General features: G+C 66.6%; 17 protein-coding genes and 1 riboswitch. Of the genes, 13 read left to right on the top strand and 4 right to left on the bottom strand.

Annotated elements, in window-relative coordinates; genetic code table 11:
* Positions 1-45 precede the first annotated feature (45 nt).
* The 3 genes from C8J30_RS10995 to C8J30_RS11005 are packed head-to-tail and all read left to right on the top strand — an operon-like array spanning position 46 to position 1,589.
* Positions 46-630, top strand: coding sequence for an RNA polymerase sigma factor (locus tag C8J30_RS10995; RefSeq protein ID WP_110805899.1), 585 nt, complete (start codon positions 46-48; stop codon positions 628-630).
* Complete coding sequence (locus C8J30_RS11000) at positions 623-1,009, top strand: hypothetical protein (protein ID WP_146227896.1); 387 nt, start codon at positions 623-625, stop codon at positions 1,007-1,009. The genes C8J30_RS10995 and C8J30_RS11000 overlap by 8 nt, the downstream gene beginning before the upstream one ends.
* Before the next feature lie 19 nt (positions 1,010-1,028).
* Complete coding sequence (locus tag C8J30_RS11005; RefSeq protein WP_110805901.1) at positions 1,029-1,589, top strand: periplasmic heavy metal sensor; 561 nt, start codon at positions 1,029-1,031, stop codon at positions 1,587-1,589.
* A gap of 52 nt (positions 1,590-1,641) precedes the next feature.
* On the opposite strand, the gene C8J30_RS11010 is transcribed toward C8J30_RS11005, so the two are convergent.
* Positions 1,642-3,042: a diguanylate cyclase gene (locus C8J30_RS11010; protein WP_110805902.1), complete on the bottom strand. Its 1,401-nt coding sequence runs from the start codon at positions 3,040-3,042 to the stop codon at positions 1,642-1,644.
* A 92-nt stretch (positions 3,043-3,134) separates the two neighbouring features.
* Here C8J30_RS11010 and C8J30_RS11015 point away from each other — a divergent pair, with 92 nt between their 5' ends.
* The 7 genes from C8J30_RS11015 to dacB all read left to right on the top strand — a co-directional run bounded on the left by C8J30_RS11015 (position 3,135) and on the right by dacB (position 9,741).
* On the top strand, positions 3,135-3,413 hold the full coding sequence (locus C8J30_RS11015; protein ID WP_110805903.1) for a DUF3572 domain-containing protein: 279 nt from the start codon (positions 3,135-3,137) through the stop codon (positions 3,411-3,413).
* Between the two features lie 9 nt (positions 3,414-3,422).
* Positions 3,423-4,118 carry an HAD family hydrolase gene (locus C8J30_RS11020; protein ID WP_110805904.1) on the top strand — a complete coding sequence of 232 codons (696 nt, stop codon included), beginning with the start codon at positions 3,423-3,425 and terminating at the stop codon, positions 4,116-4,118.
* A 55-nt stretch (positions 4,119-4,173) separates the two neighbouring features.
* Complete coding sequence (locus C8J30_RS11025) at positions 4,174-5,910, top strand: DUF4153 domain-containing protein (protein ID WP_181420850.1); 1,737 nt, start codon at positions 4,174-4,176, stop codon at positions 5,908-5,910.
* Between the two features lie 62 nt (positions 5,911-5,972).
* A complete protein-coding gene (locus C8J30_RS18630) occupies positions 5,973-6,563 on the top strand; it encodes a heme NO-binding domain-containing protein (RefSeq protein ID WP_181420851.1) in 591 nt (196 codons plus the stop codon).
* Positions 6,560-7,612 (top strand): GGDEF domain-containing protein, encoded by a 1,053-nt coding sequence (locus tag C8J30_RS11035; RefSeq protein WP_245909776.1) that lies wholly within the window; start codon positions 6,560-6,562, stop codon positions 7,610-7,612. The genes C8J30_RS18630 and C8J30_RS11035 overlap by 4 nt, the downstream gene beginning before the upstream one ends.
* A 60-nt stretch (positions 7,613-7,672) precedes the next feature.
* The gene (locus C8J30_RS11040) at positions 7,673-8,302 is read left to right on the top strand and encodes a nicotinate-nucleotide adenylyltransferase (protein WP_110805907.1); all 630 of its coding nucleotides are present in this window, start codon (positions 7,673-7,675) and stop codon (positions 8,300-8,302) included.
* Positions 8,293-9,741: a D-alanyl-D-alanine carboxypeptidase/D-alanyl-D-alanine endopeptidase gene (dacB, locus tag C8J30_RS11045; RefSeq protein ID WP_110805908.1), complete on the top strand. Its 1,449-nt coding sequence runs from the start codon at positions 8,293-8,295 to the stop codon at positions 9,739-9,741. Before C8J30_RS11040 ends, dacB begins: the two co-directional genes overlap by 10 nt.
* A 7-nt stretch (positions 9,742-9,748) precedes the next feature.
* Here the strand turns inward: dacB and C8J30_RS11050 are convergent, their stop codons facing one another.
* Together C8J30_RS11050 and C8J30_RS11055 are read right to left on the bottom strand one after the other, a co-directional pair.
* Complete coding sequence (locus tag C8J30_RS11050; protein WP_110805909.1) at positions 9,749-10,093, bottom strand: cysteine-rich small domain-containing protein; 345 nt, start codon at positions 10,091-10,093, stop codon at positions 9,749-9,751.
* Between the two features lie 81 nt (positions 10,094-10,174).
* Positions 10,175-10,361: riboswitch (cobalamin riboswitch) on the bottom strand.
* Positions 10,362-10,463: 102 nt separating this feature from the next.
* Positions 10,464-10,886, bottom strand: coding sequence for a tellurite resistance TerB family protein (locus tag C8J30_RS11055; protein ID WP_110805910.1), 423 nt, complete (start codon positions 10,884-10,886; stop codon positions 10,464-10,466).
* A gap of 102 nt (positions 10,887-10,988) precedes the next feature.
* Here C8J30_RS11055 and C8J30_RS11060 point away from each other — a divergent pair, with 102 nt between their 5' ends.
* Complete coding sequence (locus C8J30_RS11060; protein ID WP_110805911.1) at positions 10,989-12,593, top strand: lysine--tRNA ligase; 1,605 nt, start codon at positions 10,989-10,991, stop codon at positions 12,591-12,593.
* Between the two features lie 229 nt (positions 12,594-12,822).
* The gene (locus C8J30_RS11065; RefSeq protein WP_110805923.1) at positions 12,823-15,114 is read left to right on the top strand and encodes a glycosyl hydrolase family 28-related protein; all 2,292 of its coding nucleotides are present in this window, start codon (positions 12,823-12,825) and stop codon (positions 15,112-15,114) included.
* Between the two features lie 36 nt (positions 15,115-15,150).
* Here C8J30_RS11065 and C8J30_RS11070 read toward each other — a convergent pair whose 3' ends face one another.
* The gene (locus tag C8J30_RS11070; RefSeq protein WP_110805912.1) at positions 15,151-15,630 is read right to left on the bottom strand and encodes a HugZ family pyridoxamine 5'-phosphate oxidase; all 480 of its coding nucleotides are present in this window, start codon (positions 15,628-15,630) and stop codon (positions 15,151-15,153) included.
* A gap of 88 nt (positions 15,631-15,718) precedes the next feature.
* On the opposite strand from C8J30_RS11070, the gene C8J30_RS11075 reads away from it, so the two are divergent.
* Positions 15,719-17,368, top strand: a complete 1,650-nt coding sequence (locus C8J30_RS11075) for a SulP family inorganic anion transporter (RefSeq protein ID WP_110805913.1) — start codon at positions 15,719-15,721, stop codon at positions 17,366-17,368.
* Positions 17,369-17,838 lie beyond the last annotated feature (470 nt).

Raw genomic sequence — 17,838 nt, forward strand, 5'->3', positions numbered from 1 at the left:
GCCGCGGTTGCCGTGAAGAGGGATTGGCGTTAGTCCTTGGGACCGATGGAGATGGCATTCGACGAGACCCGTGCATTGTCCGACGAGACCCTGCTGGTGCTTTATGGCAACGGCGACGGGACGGCGGCGCGTGCGCTGGTGGAGCGGCTCGGCCCGCTGGCCTATCGGCTGGCGGTGCGGATGCTGGGGGACCGGGCCGAGGCCGAGGATCTGGCGCAGGAAGCGCTGTTGCGGCTGTGGAAGATCGCCCCCGAGTGGCGCACGGGCGAGGCCAAGGTCTCGACCTGGCTCTACCGGGTGGTGACCAATCTGGCGACGGACCGGCTACGGCGGCGGCGCGGTGTTGGCCTCGATGAGGCGCCCGAGCTGCCCGATGGCGCGGCCTCGGCGCTGGAGGTGATGATCGAGACCGACCGTGCGCAGGCGCTGGAGTTGGCCTTGGCGCAGCTTCCGGCGCGGCAGCGGCAGGCGGTGGTGCTCCGCCATCTCGAGGGGCTGACAAACCCCGAGATCGCGGTGGCGATGGAGATTGGCGTCGAGGCGGTCGAAAGCCTGACGGCGCGGGGAAAACGGACACTGGCGCAGCTGCTTGCGCCGCGTCGGGCGGAATTGGGGTATGGCCATGACTGACGGTCGGGAAGACGATCTGGATCTGGAACGGTTCTTCCGCGCGGCGCGGGCTGCGGCTCCGGAGCCGTCCGAGGCGTTTCTGACCCGGCTTGCGGCGCAGGGTCTGGCCGAGCAGGCGCGGTTCGCCGCGCCGCCCGTGCTGCGGCAGGCGCCGAAGCGGCGGGGGCTGGTGGCCACGCTCGTGGCGGCCGTGGGCGGCTGGGCGGCGCTGGGCGGGATGGCGGGCGGCATGGCGACGGCGATGGTGGCCGGGCTCTGGATCGGGCTCGCCGGGGCGCCGACGCTGGTGCAGGCGGTGGGGCTGGGCAGCGCCGTCACCGCCGAGGCCGACAGCTACCTGCCCGATGCCGATGTGCTGGCGCTGGCGGTGACGCAATGATGCAAGGGGAGTGTGCAGGATGAGCATGGAGACGACGCCACCGCCGGTGGAGCCCGCGCCCCGAATAGGCCTGCGCGGCTGGATGAAATTCGCCTTCATCGGCTCGGTCACGCTGAACTTCCTTGTGCTTGGCACCGTCGTCGGCGGGGTGATCGCGCATCGGATGCAGCCGCCGCCCCCCGGTCTGGATCGGGGCGCGGAGATGATGACCTTCGGGCCCTTGGGCGGCGCCTTCAACCGCGAGGACCGGCAGGCGATGCGACTGGCGGCCGAGGGGCGGGGGGCGAATTTCCAGGCGATGCAGGCGGCGGTGCAATCGGATTTCTCGCGGCTCGAGGCGGCGCTGAAGGCCGATCCTTTCGATGCGGCGGGCGTCAAGGCGGTGCTGGCCGACATGCGCGCGCGCACGCTCAAGCGGATGGATATCGGCGAGACCTTGATGCTGGAGCGGCTGCAGACCATGACGCCGAAGCAGCGCGAGCGGTTCGTCGAGCGGCTGCGCCATGGCGTCGAGCGGTTTTCGAAACGTCTCGAAGAGCGCGGCGGCGGGCCGGGTGGGCCGCCCGATCATGACGATTGAAAAGAGAAACCCCGGCCGCCGCGCCGGGGTTTTGGTTTTGGGGTGTCGGTGATCAGGCGGCGGGAAGCTTGAAGATCTTCACCTGATTGCGCCCCTCGGCCTTCGAGGCCATCAGCGCATGGTCGGCCTGATTGATCACCTGATCCACCGAGCCGGAGCCGCTATGGCCACCGCCAAGCGCAAGCCCGATCGAGACGGTGATGCGCAACAGATGCCCCTCGCCAAGGTCGAAGGTCGTTTCCTCCATCACCCGGCACAGCCGTTCTGCCGTCGCGCGGGCGGCATCGATCGTGGTCTCGGGCATGGCGATCAGGAATTCTTCGCCGCCGACGCGGGCGACCAGATCGACCTGTCGCAGGTTCATCGACAGCCGGCGCGCCACCTCGATCAGCACGCGGTCGCCCGCGGCATGGCCATAGGTGTCGTTCACCGATTTGAAGCGGTCGATGTCGAGCACCATCACCGCGAAACTGCGCCCGCTGTGGCGCGAGCGTTCCGCCAGCCGCGCGACATGGGGCATCGCATAGCGGCGGTTGTAAAGCCCGGTCAGCGGATCGACGAGGGCAAGGCGCAGGCCATCGGCCACCCGGGCGCGTTGGCGGTCATGGCGACGCTTGCGCGAGATATGGGTGCGCAGCCGCAGCGCCGCCTCTTCCGCAAAGGCGGGATCGGCGAGCTTCACCGGCGTCAGGTCTGAGGCCCCAAGATCAAGCGACACGGCCGAGGTTTCGCGCGCGCCTTCGCGCACCGCAATGCAGATCACCGCATGGCGCGAGCCGGGCCGCGAGCGCAGTTCCGACATCAGGCGCAGCCCCTCGCCCGGGCGGGCAAGATCGGCCGAGATCACATAGGCATCGGGCTGCGGCATCTCGAGCGCGGCGCTGAGGGCCTCGTTGTAGTCGAGCACATGCAGGGTGTCATGCGGCAGGAAGCGCGACATCGCATTCTTCCAGCCGACGCAGGTTTCGCGATCGGGCGCGACAAGGCAGATCACCGCCGGCGGCTCGACCAGCGGCATCGGCGGCTCGGTGAAGCCAAGCTCGTGGCAGGTGCTTTCGCGCAGCCGCAATTCCTCGTCGGTTTCGCGCATCCGCATCAGCGAGCGCAGCCGGGCGAGAAGGGTGAGTTCCTCGAACGGTTTGACGATGAAATCATCGGCCCCGGCCCGCAGCGCCTCGAGCCGGGTTTCGGGCGAGGGGAAGGCCGTGACCATGATCACCGGCAAGTTCCGGGTCAGAGGGTTGGATTTGAGCCGACGGCAGACTTCGATGCCGCTGATGTCAGGAAGTTGCACATCGAGCAGAACAAGATCAGGCTGCTCCAGCGTCACCAGACGCAGAGCTTCCTGCCCCGTGCCAGCCTGAACCGTTTCGTACCGAGCGCCCGAGAGCTTCACCTTCAGTACAATCCGATTCGTGGCCACATCGTCCACGATCAGGATTTTCCCTGCCATGAACTGTCCCGCTCCTTTAACCTGCCGCCCATAGACCTTATCATGGCTACCCAAAGGTTAACAAACTCTTTCAATTTCGGGAGTGAAACAGATTGGAGCGGGATTTCGCACAAATTCTCGCGATCCGCGCGCTGGGCTGGATGGCGGGCGAAGAAGAGGTCTGGCTGGCGTTTCTGGGGGCCAGCGGGGCCAATGCGGATCAGGTGCGCGCCGAGGCGGCGCAGCCCGCGATGCAGCGCGCCGTGCTGGCGCATGTGCTGCGCGAAGACGACTGGGTGCGCAGCTGCGCGGCCGCCCTGGGCATCCGCCCCGAGGAGCTGCCGATGGCGGCAGCGGTGCTGGACGGCCAGGCTGGCCGCAACTGGACGTGAGGTGATCAAGTGGCTGATATTGCGGCGATCCTCTTTGACAAGGACGGCACGCTCTTTGATTTCGACGCGACCTGGGGGGCCTGGGCGCGCGACGTGACCTTCGATCTGGCCGAGGGGGATGCCGAGCTGGCTGGACGGCTGGCCCGGGCCATCGGCTATAACCTTGCGGCCGGGCACTTCGAGCGCCATTCCCCGGTGATTGCGGGCACCGTGGCCGAGGTGGCGGAGCTGATCGCGCCGCATCTGCCGGGGCGCTCGATCGCGGCGCTGGTGCGCGATCTTGATGCGGCGGCATGCCGCGCACCGCAGGTGGCTGCGGTCGACCTGACCTGCTGTCTTGGCGGGCTGAAAGCGGCCGGATTGCGTCTGGGCGTGGCGACGAATGACAGCGAATCCTCGGCGCGGGCGCAACTTGAGCGCGAGGGCGTGCACGGCTTTTTCGACTTCATCGCCGGATATGACAGCGGTTTTGGCGGCAAGCCCGAGCCGGGTCAGCTTCTGGCCTTTGCGCAGGCGGTGGGGGTTTTGCCCGCGCAGGTTGCGATGGTGGGCGACAGTCTGCACGACATGGCAGCGGCGCGGGCGGCGGGGATGCGGGCGGTGGCGGTGCTGACCGGACCGGCCGTCGCCGAGACCCTGGCCCCGGCCGCCGATGTCGTCTTGCCGACGATCGACGGCCTCGCGGATTGGCTGGCGGGCGGCTGAGCTGCTCTCGCCAATCCGGGTGCCGGTGGCTAAGCTGGCGAAAACGGAGGGCGCGATGAGCAGTCGGTTGCAATTCATCCTGATCGGGAGTCTGGGCGGGTTTGCCTTCTGGGGGCTGTTCGATCAGTTCGCGCTGCTCGAGACGTGGCGGGCGGCCCTGCCGTTGCTGGTGCTGGCGGGCAGTTTCTTCTTTGGTGCGCTGGCGATGGCGCCGGATCTGGGCATGCGGCGGTCGGTCCCTTTCGCGGCGGCGATCGCGGCGGTTGCGGCAGGCTTGGTCGCGCTGAAGGGGCTCGACTTTGCGACCGGCCGAGACATGCTTGCGACCGACCATCTGGTGCTGGCGATGGCGGTGCTGGCGGTGATGCCGGTGCCCTTTGCGGTGGCCTTCGGGCTGGGCGGACGCGCCGGGCTGACCGACTATCGCGTGCTCTTCATCGAAAGCTGGAACATCGTCGTGCGCTATGTCTCGGCTTGGCTTTTTGTCGGCACGGCGCTGCTGGTGCTGTGGCTGCTCAGCGCGCTGTTGCAGCTCGTCGGCGTGACGGTGCTGAAGGACGTGCTGTCGAATGCGCTGGGGCTGTGGCTGATCGCCGGGGCGACGCTCGGTCTGGGCTTCTCGGTGGTGACCGAGCTTTCGGACACGGTGTCGCCCTATCTTCTGTTGCGGCTTTTGCGGCTGCTGACGCCCGTGGTGCTGGGCGTCGTCGTGGTCTTTGTCGCGGCGCTGCCGCTGCGCGGGCTGGGGGCGCTGTTTGGCGAATTGTCGGCGGCCTCGGCGCTGCTCGCCACGGCGATCGCCTCGGTGGCGCTGATCTCGATCGTGGCGGACGAGGATGATGTCGAAGCGGCGCAGGGGCTGATCCTGACCGTTTCGGCGCGGGGGTTGATGGCGCTGGTGCCGGTGCTGGTCGGTCTGGCGATCTGGGCCCTGGCGCTGCGGGTCGGGCAATATGGCTGGACGCCGGAGCGGGTGGCGGCCGCGGCGCTGGCGGGGATCATGGCGGGTTATGGGATCAGCTATCTGGCGGCGCTGAGCATGGGGCGGCGCTGGCGCGAGACGCTGCGGCAGGCGAATGTGGCGATGGCGCTGGCGATCCTGGCGCTTGCAGGGCTGTGGCTGACCCCGCTCGTCTCGCCCGAGGCGATTGCGGTGCGCTCGCAGATCGCGCGGTTCGAGGCGGGCAAGGCGACGGTGGCGCAGCTGCCGCTGTGGGAGATGACGCATGACTGGGGCGCGGCGGGGCAGCGCGGGCTGATCGCGCTGCGGGCGCTGGCGCAGGACGATTCGGCGCTGGCCGCGCAGCTGGACCGGGTGGCGGCGGCGACAAGCGCCTGGCAGCTGGAGGATGCGAGCTTTGGCGGGCCCGAGATGCTGGCGATGCTGCGCGCGGTGGTGATGCTGAAGCCCGAGGGGGCGGCTTGGCCCGACGGGCTGGCCGAGGTTCTGGTCGCAGAGCTGCAGCCGCGCGGGATTGCCCAATGCGGCGGCAAGCAGGGCGGCAAGCCCGACAGCTGTGCGCTGGTTCTGGCCGATCTGCAGCCCGAAACCCCCGGGCCGGAGGCGGTCTTTCTGAACGCGAACAAGTATTCCGGCGACGACGACGTGATGGTGTTTCGGAAATCCGAACCTGCCGAATGGACCAAGGGCGAGCGGCTCTTGATCAGCGCGGACGGGCCGGTGTCGATTTCCGAGATGATCGCGGCGCTGCGCGCGGGGCCGCCCGTCACCGCCCCGGTGAGCGTGCAGACGCTGAAGCTCGGCCGCTGGCAGATCGGCCTGCTACCTTAAAGTCGTTCCAGATTGGGGGTTTGTTAAGAGCCGTTGCGATAAGGTTCGTGCGTGGAGGGTCCATGCTCGGTATCGTCAATAAATCCATTCAGGCTTTCCTGTGCAAGCACCATGGCAGCATGGTCTGGCGGGAAGTGGCAGACCGTTTGCGCCTTGGCCCGGAAGGGTTTGAGGCCATGCTGACTTATGCGGACGAGACCACCGAGACGCTGTTGGCCGTGGCGGAGGGATTGACCGGCAAGACCCGGGAAACGCTGCTCGAAGACATCGGAGCCGAGGTGGCGCAGACCGAATCGCTGCGTCGCCTGCTGCGATTCGGTGGCCCGGATTATCTCGAATTTCTCTATTCTCTCGACGAGTTGCAGGGCCGTGCCCAGATGGCGCTGCCCGATCTCGAACTGCCCGAACTGACCCTGCAGTCCGAGGCGCAGGGGCGGTTCACCCTGCTGGTGCGGGGCCGCTTTCCGGGCTGGGGCGCGGTGATGGCCGGGCTGATGCGGGCAATGGCGGATGATTACGGCGCGCTGGTGCTGATCGATCTGCTCGAACCGCGCGGCGGGGTGGAGCGGGTGCAGGTCGAGCTGCATTTCACCACCTATTACGTTGCGCGCCAGTTCGATCTGGCCCCCCCGGAATTCGGAGAGGCGGAATGAGCCGGATTGACCCTGTGGAGCCGCCGATGCCCTTTTCCGAGCCGGTGCTGGCGCTCAGCACCGAGATGCTCGGGCGGCTGATGCCGATGTTTCTGTGGCTTGATGCGCGCGGGCGTATCCGGGGCATGGGGCCGACGCTGGCGCGGATCGTCGGGCCGGGGGCGGCGGGAGGCGATTTCGCCCGCCATTTCACCCTGCGCCGGGCGCGCGGGGTCGAGCAGAGCCGCGAGGCGGCCTTTTCCGGCCGACGGCTCGGGCTGACGCTGGTGCGCTATCCGATGTTCAACCTGCGCGGCCTTGCGGTGCCTTTGGGGCCGGGGGAACAGGCGGATGTGCTGGTGAACCTGTCCTTTGGCATCCAGCTGTCCGAAGCCGTGCGCTATTTCGGTCTGACCGAGGCGGATTTCGCGGCCTCGGATCTGGCGATGGAATTCCTGTTTCTGGCCGAGGCGAAGGCCGCCGTGCTGGGCGAGTTGACGGCGCTGACCGGGCGGTTGCAGCTGGCCAAGGCCGAGGCCGAGACCGAGGCGCAGCTCGATCCGCTGACCGGGCTGGCGAACCGGCGTGCTTTCGATGCGGCGATGAGCCATGCGATCAAGTCGGCGGCGCGGGGGCGGCGGAACTTTGCGTTGCTGCATCTCGATCTCGATTACTTCAAGCAGGTCAATGACACGCTGGGCCATGCGGCGGGCGACACGATGCTGGTGCGGGCGGCGCATGTGCTGCGCGACGAGGTGCGGCGCGGGGATCTGGTGGCGCGGCTTGGCGGTGACGAATTCATCATCCTGCTGCGCGGCCCGGTCGAGCGCGGCATGATCGAGTCGATGGCCGAGCGCCTGATTGCCCGGATCGAGGAGCCGGTCAGCCTGGACGGGGTGGACTGCCGGATCTCGGCCTCGATCGGGGTTTCGATCGCGCTCGAATGTCGTCCGATCCTGGCCGAAGAGCTGATGGCCGAGGCCGATGCGGCGCTTTACCAGTCGAAACGCGCGGGGCGCGGGCGCTGGACGATTGCGCCCCTGCGCTTCGCGCCGCGCCCGCAGGCCTGAGCGTCACGGAGCCGTCACAAGCCGGTGGCGCTGCCCGGAGTGATCGGGTAGGGCAGGGACATGAGACAGGGCTTTCCGATTGCCACGCGCGGCCAGAGCATCGGCCTTCTGGGCGGGTCTTTCGACCCGGCCCATGCCGGGCATGCCCATATCACGCGCGAGGCGATGCGCCGCTTTGGTCTGGATCAGGTCTGGTGGCTCGTGAGCCCGGGCAATCCGCTGAAGGCGCGGGGACCGGCGCCGATGGCGCGCCGGATCGCGCAGGCCCGGCGTGTGATGCGCGATCCCAAGGTCAAGGTGACCGGGCTCGAGGCCGAGCTGGGCACGCGCTTCACGGCCGAGACGCTGGCGCGGCTGCGCGCGCTTTATCCGGGGGTGCGGTTCGTCTGGCTGATGGGCGCCGACAATCTGGCGCAGTTCCACCGTTGGGAAGACTGGCGCACGATCCTGTCGCTGGTGCCCGTCGGCGTGCTGGCGCGGCCGGGTCACCGGATGGTGACGCGGCAGGCGCGGGCGGCACAGATGTTTGCGCGCGCACGCATCCGTGCAGAGGCGGCGCGGCATCTGGCTTGCGCGGACTTGCCTGCCTGGTGTTTCGTGCAGATGCCGATGTCGGACCTGTCCTCCTCCTCGATCCGGGCGGAGGGCGGCTGGCGCGGCGCAGCGGAAGGGAGACGGGAATGGACGTGACGCGGCGCGGAGTTTTGGGCGGGATGCTGGGGGCGGGGGCCATGCTGGCCGCGCCCACCGTGTTGCGGGCCGAGGGCGCGGCGGTGCGGATGCTGTCGGGCGAGGAGCTGATCGCGGCGGCGCGGTTGGGGGGCGATGTCGGCTATGTGGTGGCCGATGCGCGCACCGGGCTGGTGCTGGAAGCGCGCGATGGCGGCAAGCCGATGGCGCCCGCCTCGACCGCGAAGACGATCACCACGCTTTATGCGCTGGAGACGCTGGGGCCGCAGTTCCGCTTTCAGACCCGGGTGCTGGCGACGGGGCCGGTCTCGGGCGGGCGGGTGCAGGGCGATCTGATCCTGGCGGGCGGCGGGGACCCGACGCTGGATACCGACGGGCTGGCCGATCTGGTGGCCGATCTGGCGCGCAAAGGCGTGACCGGGGTCAGCGGGCGGTTCCTCGTCTGGGGTGGCGCGCTGCCCTATGCCGAGGAAATCGCCGCCGATCAGCCGGTGCATGTGGGCTACAACCCGTCGATTTCCGGTCTGATCCTGAATTACAACCGCGTGCATTTCGAATGGAAACGCGCCAAGGGCGGCTATGCGCTGGCGATGGATGCGCGGTCCGAACGCTATGTGCCCAAGGTCTATACGGCCGATGTGGCGGCGGTGGCGCGGCAGGCGCCGCTGTTCGACTATCGTCAGTCGGGCGGCAAGGAGCATTGGACGGTGGCGGCCAATGCGCTGGGCAAGGCGGGGGCCCGCTGGTTGCCGGTGCGTCTGCCCGATGCCTATGCGGGCGACGTGTTCCAGTCGCTTGCGCGCGCGCGCGGGATTGACTTGCCCGCGCCCGAGCCGGTGCGGGGGCTGCCCGGGGGGGCGCAGGTTCTGGCCAGCAAGGCCTCGGACCCGCTGCCGGTGATCCTGCGCTCGATGCTGAAATATTCGACCAACATCGTTGCGGAAGCGGTGGGGATGACGGCCTCGACGGTGCGGGGCGTGAATGCGGCCCGCGGGCCGTCGGGTGCAGCGATGAGCGATTGGCTGAGCGGCCGGTTGGGCGGCACGCGGGCGCGGTTCGTTGATCACTCGGGTCTGGGTGGCGATGACCGGATCGCCCCGGTCGAGATGGTGAAGGCGGTGACGCTGCTCGGGCCGAAGGTCGGTCTGCGCGGGTTGATGAAGCCGTTCAATCTGCGCGACGAGGCGGGCGGCAAGGTGAAGGGGCAGGAGATCCGGGTCGATGCGAAGACCGGGACGCTGAATTTCGTCTCGACGCTGACGGGCTACATCACCGCGCCCGATGGCACCGAGCTGACCTTCGCGATCTTCACCGGCGATCTGGCGCGGCGGGCGCAGTCGCGCGACGCCGAGCAGGCCGAGGGCTCGCGCGGGTGGGTTGGGCGCTCGAAGGTGCTGCAAAGCCAGCTGATCACGCGCTGGGCGACGCTTTACGGCTGATCAGGTCTTACGGCTGACCTTGCGCCCCCGGCGGGCGCGGGCGCAAGGTCGGCGGGTCGGTCTGCGGCTTGCCGGACCACGGCTGCGGATATTCGAGCCATTTCTGGATGAAGTTCCACGACTGCTCATGGCCGTCATGCGGCAGCGTGCAGGCGGAACAATCCTTGCGCGTCAGGCCGTTGCGGTCGGTGTAGGTCTGATACGGTCCGGGGCATTCATAGGCGATGAGCGGGCAATAGCAAAACAGGCAGTTGAAGGCCCGTTTCACCCCCGGATGGCAGGGCAGGAACGGGCAATTCGTGTTGGTGAAGCCCTTGAAGGCGGTGTTCGTCGTCGTGTCTTTCGGTTCCATGGCCTGGCCTGTCCTGTGTCGGCCGAGGGCGGAGGGGCGCGGACCGTTTGCACGGGGTCCATGCCTCCGGGCCCGCCGCCCGGGATGGTCTTTGGCCTGGCAGGTCTCCTGGCTTGCGGCTTGAACGCCTGCTGCCCCTTCCCGGCTTATGCCAGTGGATCTTGCAGAAGGCTCGCCGCTGACAGTTGCGGGGGCAGCGCCGGATTTGCACCGGCTTCCCTATTATCCCGCGACCGAGTGCCGCAGGACCAAGGCTCCCTGAAGATGGGGGCGGGCAGGGAATGTGTCAATCGGCATTGCGGCGTCTTTCGGAGCGTGGCCGACATCGGGGGGGAAGCGGGGGAAAGGCGGTGCCTTCCCCGCCCGGGCCTCACAGTTTGACGTGACGGACCCTTGCGCCCCATTCGATCGCCACCGCATGCAGCCGGTCGATCGACAGCTCGTCGCGGATTTCCTCGAGCATGCGCAGCTCGGGCTGATGCAGGACGCCGTCCGCCGCCGCGACATCGCAGGCCAGCGCATAGGCGGTCTCGAAGAGCTTTTCGGGCAGGGCTTCGCGGACGAGGCCAAAGAGGGCGGCAAGGCCTTCCTCTTCTTCAAAAAGCGAATAGACGGTCTGCGCCACCACCCGGATGCGGTCGATGTCATAGGTGGCGAAGATCGGCATGTGGTTCACCATCCGCTCGATGGCGACGAGCTCGGCGGTGCGGATCGTGGCATCGGAGGCCGAGACGGCGACCATCACGGCAACAAGCGCATCCTGCGGCGAAAGCGAGGGAAGGGTGTCGGTCACGGGTCTGTCCTTTCTGGGTCTGCCTCAAGAATTATTGACGTTTTACGCCCCGTTCAATAGGTCAGGCGCGAGGCGCATGGGGCGCCCGGATGAGGATTTGACATGACCACCCTGCGCGACGCTGCGATGAACTCCAAAGCCTGGCCTTTCGAGGAAGCGCGCCGGGTGCTCAAACGTTACGAAAAATCCCCGCCGAAGAAGGGACATGTGCTGTTCGAGACCGGCTATGGCCCCTCGGGTCTGCCGCATATCGGCACCTTCGGCGAGGTCGCGCGCACGACGATGATCCGCCGCGCCTTCGAGATCATCTCGGACATTCCGACGCGGCTTCTGTGCTTCTCGGACGACATGGACGGGATGCGGAAGGTGCCGGAAAACGTGCCGCAGCAGGAGCTGCTTTACGCGAACATCCAGAAGCCGCTGACCGCGGTGCCCGACCCGTTCGGCGAGTTCGACAGCTTCGGCAATCACAACAACGCCATGCTGCGCCGGTTCCTTGATACCTTCGGGTTCGAATATGAATTCGCGAGCGCCACCGACTATTACAAGGCCGGCAAGTTTGACGACATGCTGCGGCTCTGCGCCGAGCGCTATGACGCGATCATGGCGATCATGCTGAAATCGCTGCGCGAAGAGCGTCAGCAGACCTATTCCTGCTTCCTGCCGATCCACCCGGAAACCGGCCGCGTGCTTTACGTGCCGATGAAGAATGTGGATGCGAAGAACGGGCTGATCACCTTCGACGACGAGACCGGCAAGGAATGGACGCTGCCGGTGACGGGCGGTCATGTGAAGCTGCAGTGGAAGCCCGATTTCGGCATGCGCTGGGCGGCGCTCGATGTCGATTTCGAGATGTATGGCAAGGACCACTCGACCAACACGCCGATCTATGACGGCATCTGCGAGGTCTTGGGCGGCAAGAAGCCCGAGCATTTCACCTATGAGCTCTTCCTGGACGATCAGGGGCAGAAGATCTCGAAATCGAAGGGCAACGGCCTGACGATCGACGAATGGCTGAGCTATGCGGCGACGGAAAGCCTGTCCTATTTCATGTATCAAAAGCCGAAGACCGCGAAGCGGCTGTGGTGGGACGTGATCCCGAAGGCGGTCGACGAATATCACCAGCAGCTGCGCGCCTATCCGACGCAGGATGTGGCGAAGCAGATCGACAACCCGGTCTGGCACATTCACGGCGGCAACCCGCCCGAGTCGAACCTTGTCGTGCCGTTTGCGATGCTGCTGAACCTCGCCTCCGTGGCGGGGGCCAGCGACAAGGCCGGGCTGTGGGGCTTCATCAAGCGCTATGCGCCGGAAGCGACGCCCGAAACCCATCCCGATCTGGATGCGGCGGCGGGCTTTGCGGTGCGCTATTTCCACGATTTCGTTGCGCCGACCCGGACCTTCCGGCTGCCGAGCGACAAGGAGCGCGCAGCGATGGACGATCTGCTGGCGCGGCTCAAGGCGCTGCCCGCGAGTGATCTGCACGAGCAGTTCGAAGACCCGTCCGAGGGGCTGCAGACGATCGTCTTCGCCGTCGGCACCGCGCATGCGTTCGAGCCGCTGCGTGACTGGTTCACCGCGCTTTACGAGGTGCTGCTGGGGCAATCGCAAGGCCCGCGCTTTGGCGGCTTCATCGCACTTTACGGCGTGAAGGAAACCATCGCGCTGATGGAAACCGCGCTGGCGGGCGGGCTCGTCAAGGGCTGAAGCCCCCGCTGAAACGACCTTCGCGCGCGTTGTCCGGGGCCGGGCAGCGCGCGCTGTCGTTAGTCCTTCTTCAATCTTCCGGGCTAGTTCTGGCCAAGCCGGGGCGAAGAGGCCCGGTGCATTCCCGATGATTGCGGCGCCTGGGACGGCCGCGCAGGGCCATTGGCGCTGCGCCCGGTTTCCGTTTGCGCCGCGCCTCGGGGCGGGCCGGAACAAGAAGGATTCTCGGATGAATATCGCGATCACCGACGGGGTGAACCTGACCCCCTCTGCTTTCGAACTGGGGCTCAACCAATGGTCGAGCGAGAATGGCACGGCGGGCTCGGCCACCTATGCGGGGGCCTCGAATGCCGCGCTGGTTCCGGCGGATGCCGATTTCGGCGCGTGTCTCGAGATGACCAAGACCCAGACCACACAAAAGCTGCGCTGGATGGGCAATACGCCGATCATCCCCGGCGTCTATCTGCGGATCACCGCCAAGGTGAAGGCGATCTCGGGCAATTTCTGTTCGGTGCGGATCGCGGGCTATCCGATGAACGCGTCGAACGCTCATGTCGGGGGGCTGACCGAAGAGGCCGCCTCGGTGGCGCTGACCAGCTATGGCAAGGTGGTGACGGTGCAGGCGATCGTCGGCTCGGGCGCGCGCGCGGGGGTCGATCTCGTCTGGGGCGCGATGCCGAGTTACGGCCATTTCGGGCTTGATCTGACCGGGCTGACCGGCGGCGTGGTGCGGATCGAGGATTTCGTCATCGAGGATGTGACCGAGGCCTTCCTGCGCACGATGATGGATGTCGTCGACGTGCGCGATTTCGGTGCCAAGGGCGATGGCACGACCGATGACCGCGCGGCCTTTCTGGCGGCCGATGTGGCGGCCGACGGGCGCACCATCCTGGTGCCCGAGGGCAGCTATCGCATCGCCTCCTCGATGTCGATCGACAGCCCGATCCGCTTTGCCGGCACCCTGAGCATGCCCACGACCGCGCGGCTGGTCTTGCAGAAGAATTTCGACTTTCCGACCTATGCACAGGCCTTTGGCGACGAGGAACTGGCGCTGAAGAAAGGCTTGCAGGCGCTGTTGTCCTATACCGACAACAACATCTTCGACCTGCGCGGCCGGCGTGTCGATCTGACCGCGCCGATCGATGTCAAGGCGGCTGTGCCCGATACCGCGAGCTGGTCGAACCGGCGGGTGCTGGCGAACGGGCAGATCTCGATCAGCGACGGCACCGCCTGGGCGGACACCAAGGTGACCTCGACCGCGACCTATTCCACGACGCAATCCACGATCCTGAGCAATGTCGTGAACATCGCGAATATCCCGGTCGGTGCCCGGGTGAGCGGCTCCGGCGTCGGGCGCGAGGTCTATGTGCAGGCGGTCGATGTGGGCACCGCGAAACTGACGCTGTCGCAGCCGCTTTACGGCGGCTCGGGAACGCGCAGCTACACCTTCACCCGCTACAAATATGCGCTCGACTTCTCGGGCATGGATTTGCTGGCCCGCTTCACGCTGTCGAACATCGATTTCCAGCTTGGTGGGTACGCCAGCGGCATCCTGCTGCCGCGCGAAGGCGACAGTTTCGGGCTGCGCGATTGCTGGATGGTGAAGCCCAAGGACCGGGCCATCACCTCGATCGGGCGGGGGTGTCAGAACCTTTGTATCGACCGCTGCGATTTCCTGTCGAACGAGATGGACATGAACGTCGGCGACCGCACCTCGGTCTGTTTCAACGTCAATGCGAACGATACCAAGATCCGCGACTCGCGCTTTGTCCGGTTCGGCACGACGATGGTTCTGGATGGCACCGGCCATGTGCTGGTGGGCAACCACTGGTTTCAGGGCGACGGGCAGGTGAACGGGCCGCGGGTGCCGGGGCTGGTGTTCACGACGCCGAACGTGCAGTCGACGATCACCGGGAACTACATCGACAACAACTTCATCGAATGGACGAATGAATATTCGCCCGAGCCGGATCTGGGCGTGCAATATTCCTTTGGCGGCCTGACGATGACCGGCAACACCTGCATCATGGATGATGTCGCGGCCTGGGTGACCTGGATCTCGATCAAGCCCTATGGCAGCGGCCATTACATTCAGGGGCTGACGGTTTCGAACAACGTCTTCAAGTCGCTGAACGGCAATATCGACCGCATCGAAAAGGTCGACACGAGCTTTGCCGATCTCGACTATTCGCGCATGCGCAACATCGTGTTCGAGAACAACATCTTCAATGCGATCAACTACATGACGGTGAACCCGGTGATGGTTCAGGCCAGTCAGGCAAGCGCGCAGACGGTCTGGAGCGTCGATGCCTCGGAGTATCTGCCCTTCGGGGCCTGGGCGCGGACTGTCGAAAGCGTGGTCTCGGTGGGGGCGATCACCAATGGGGCGGGCAACCGGGTCAATGCGATGCCCTATGTCTTGACCGAGCAGGGCGCGCGCAAGACTCTGGTGACGCTGACCTGGCCCGAGGCGGCCAAGGGCAAGGTCAACGTGCGCATCCGCATCGACAATCCGAACTGAGCGGGCGGCGGGGGCCTTTGGGCTCCCGCTGCTTTGTCAGCCGAGGTCGTCGGGCGCCAGCCGGAAGGCGCGACCGTACCCGCCGTTCAGCGATCCCGCGCGCAGCCGGAAACCCACGAAGAAGAAATCCGGCAGGTCAATGTAAAGCTTCGCCTTCGGGTGATCGGCAAGCCAGCGATCACAGAGCGCATCGGATCGGGGCAGGGGCTCCGCCTCGGCCAGCAAGGTGAGGCGCGGATGGGCGAGCGGATCGCCCTTTTGCCCCGGTTCCCCCACCAGCAGCGAGACCCGCGGATCTGCCCGCAGCGCGCGCGAATGCGCCGAAAGGCCCGAGATCAGCGTGCACAGACCGCCCTCGGACGTGGCGCCAAGCGCGATGCGGCTGACGAAGGGAAAGCCGGTTTCGGGGTCAAGCACGCCCAAGGCGCAGAACCGGGCCGTGGTGATCAGGTCGCGCGCGATCTGGCGGGCCTCGTCCGAGGCGGGTTGCACGGGATCTTTCGGTTTTTCGGACATTTTCTCTCCGAATGGTGAGGGCATCGGGCTTGACAGCGACCGCCGCGGCGCTGTTTGCTGCCTGCACATCCATAACGAAGAAGCCGCCATGCGCAACGAGAGCCTGCCTGCAAAGGTCGGGGCCGAGCCCCTTTTGCCGATGTCCGCCACAGCCTTTGCCGAGGGCTATGATCTGGGGCGGCTGCGCGCCGATCTGGTGGCGGGGCTGACGGTGGCGATCGTCGCTTTGCCGCTGTCGATGGCGATCGCCATCGCCTCGGGGGTGGGACCCGAGCGGGGCCTGTTCACGGCCATCATCGGCGGGTTCCTGATTTCGGCGTTTGGCGGATCGCGGTTCCAGATCGGCGGTCCGGCGGGCGCCTTCATCGTGCTGGTGCTGGCCTGCGTGACGGCGACCGGCGTTTCGGGGCTGGTGCTGGCAACCTTCCTGTCGGGGGTGATGCTGGCGGCGCTGGGGCTGTTGCGGCTGGGCTCCACCATCCGCTACATGCCCTATCCGGTCACGGTGGGTTTCACCTCGGGCATCGGGGTGATCATCTTTGCCAGCCAGATCAAGGATATGGCGGGGCTGACCCTGGCGCATGGCGAGCCCGGGCCGATCTTGGCGAAACTTGCGGCACTTTGGGCCGCCCGCGACACCCTCAGCCCGACCGCGGTGGGCGTGGCACTGGCGACGGTCGCGGTGATCGAGGCGCTCAAGCGCTTTGCCCCCCGCCTGCCGAGCCTGCTTCTGGGCATCGCCACGATCACCCTTGCCGCGACGCTCTTGCATCTGCCGGTCGAAACGATCCAGTCGCGCTTTGGCGGCCTGCCGCGGCTTCTGCCCGCCCCGGCGCTGCCGGACTTGTCGCTCGCCAGCGTTCAAGCCGCGTTGCCCTGGGCCTTCAGCTTCACGCTGCTCGGCGCGATCGAGTCGCTGCTCTCGGCAATGGTCGCCGATGGCATGTCGGGCACCCAGCACCGCTCGAACATGGAACTGGTGGCGCAGGGCGTGGCGAACATGGGCGCGGCGCTTTTTGGCGGCTTTTGCGTCACCGGCACGATCGCCCGCACCGCAACCAACGTCCGCGCCGGGGCGAACGGCCCCGCTGCGGGGATGTTCCATGCGCTCTTCATCCTTGGCTTCATGATCGTCGCGGCGCCTTTGGCGGGCTATATCCCGCTCGCCGCCCTGGCCGGGCTTTTGGGCATCGTCGCCTGGAACATGATCGAGCGCCACGAGATGGCGGCGCTGATCCGCTCGTCCAAAGGCGATGCGCTGGTGCTGATCGTCACCTTCCTTGTCGTCGTCTTCCGCGATCTGGCCGAGGGCATCGTGATCGGCTTCGCGTTGGGGGGGCTCGTCTTCATCCGCCACATGTCCGAGATGACCGAACTCGACGAGGGGGCGACCCATGCCCGCGACGCCGACACCACCCGGCGCGATGTCGTCACCTATCACCTGCGCGGCGCGGTTTTCTTTGGCGCGGTGGCGCGGCTCGGCTCGGTGCTCGACCGGATTGCCAGCCATCCGCGGGCGATCCTGCTCGATGTCTCCGAGGTCGGCTTCGTCGACAGCACCGGGGCGCGGATGATCTTGCAGCTGGCGCAAAAGCTTGGGCGCAAGGGCGAGCGGCTGATGGTGCTGCGCGCCTCCCCCGCGATCGAGGCGGCGATGCGGGCGCAGGGCTTGACCGAGCCGATGCTGTGCTATTGCCCCGATGCCGAAGCGGCGCTGGCCAAGCTTGACGCTGCGTGACCCCGCGATTCGGGCCCTGTGTCGGGTGCGGATGCCGCAAGGTCCACTGCGGCACATCGCCGCCACGGGGCTTTGCCGATCCTGCCGCTTTGGCCCCGCGCCATCGCTTTTGCGCGGGGCGCGCAAACAGGACGGGAAACGCACGGAATTTACAGAATTGTGGGGATGACTTGTGAATGAATTTACAAAATCACCTAGTAGGAATGGACAATTACATTGGGTGTGACAAACCCTTTACAATGTCCTAGGGGAATGATGCCTTAGGGTGACGACAGGTTTTCAAGGCCCGGAGAACCGTCAGAGAGGGAGGGACAGATGGGTAAGCAGGAACAGGTGGTGGCAGCGCCGGAACTTCGGGAGGTTCCCGCTGGTTTCGAGGATGCGCATGCGAACGGTGCGAAATACCTCGAGATGTATCGGGAATCGATCGAGAACCCGGATGCGTTCTGGGGCCGGGAAGGCAAGCGGCT

This window comes from Rhodobacter viridis (assembly GCF_003217355.1).
GTDB classification, from domain to species: domain Bacteria; phylum Pseudomonadota; class Alphaproteobacteria; order Rhodobacterales; family Rhodobacteraceae; genus Rhodobacter; species Rhodobacter viridis.